This is a genomic window from Streptomyces sp. SID14478 (genome assembly GCF_010548525.1).
GTDB lineage: Bacteria > Actinomycetota > Actinomycetes > Streptomycetales > Streptomycetaceae > Streptomyces.
The window spans coordinates 1-970 of record NZ_JAAGMG010001452.1 but is presented as its reverse complement, the minus strand read 5'-3'; the positions used below and the strand labels follow the sequence as shown (position 1 = coordinate 970).

1 protein-coding gene and 1 pseudogene are annotated in these 970 nt (G+C 71.2%); both read right to left on the bottom strand.

Going from position 1 to position 970, the window contains the following annotated elements:
• Positions 1-381: pseudogene (locus tag G3I40_RS45375) on the bottom strand (molybdopterin molybdenumtransferase MoeA); the annotation flags it as partial.
• Positions 382-385: 4 nt separating this feature from the next.
• On the bottom strand, positions 386-970 hold a 585-nt coding region (locus tag G3I40_RS45370; protein WP_164560614.1), incomplete at its 5' end, for a UTP--glucose-1-phosphate uridylyltransferase.

The window sequence follows — 970 nt, the reverse complement described above, 5'->3', positions numbered from 1 at the left end:
CCACTCCACGGGGACGACGGCCTCGGCGCCGGGCGGCAGCGGGGCGCCGGTCATGATGCGGGCGGCCTGGCCGGGGCCGACGGTGGGCTGCTCGGCCTGGCCCGCCGCGACGTCGCCGATCACCGTGAGCACGGCGGGGAACTCCTCGCTCGCGCCCGCGACATCGGCGACACGCACCGCGTACCCGTCCATCGAGCTGTTGTCGAACGGGGGCAGCGAGACCGGCACCGTCACGTCCTCGACGAGCACACAGCCCTGCGCGTCGAGGAGTTGCAGCTCGATGGGGTCGAGCGGGTGGACGGTGCTGAGGATGTCCTCAAGGTGCTCGTCCACCGACCACAGCTGCTGGCCGGTGGCGGACGAGGTGGTCGCGCTGCTCAAAGTGCTACATCTCCTTGGTGACGTAACTGCGGAGCCAGGTGCGGAAGTCCGGGCCCAGGTCCTCACGTTCGCACGCGAGTGTGACAATGGCACGCAGATAGTCTCCCCGATCACCGGTGTCATAGCGGCGGCCCTTGAAGACGACGCCGTGCACCGGGCCGCCCACGCTCTCGTCGGCGGCGAGCTGCTGCAGGGCGTCGGTGAGCTGGATCTCGCCGCCGCGGCCCGGCTGGGTCTTGCGCAGTATGTCGAAGACCGCCGGGTCCAGCACGTACCGGCCGATGATCGCGTAGTTCGAGGGGGCGTCGGCCGGTTCCGGCTTCTCCACCAGATCGGTCACCCGCACCACGTCACCATCCGCGGTGGTGCGCACCGCGGCGCAGCCGTACAGGTGGATCTGCGAGGCCTCGACCTCCATCAGCGCGATCACGCTGCCGCCGTGCTGCTCCTGGACCTCGACCATCCGCGCGAGCAGCGGGTCGCGCGGGTCGATCAGGTCGTCACCGAGCAGCACCGCGAACGGCTCGTCGCCCACGTGCGGGGCCGCGCACAGCACCGCGTGGCCCAGGCCCTTGGGGTCGCCCTGGCG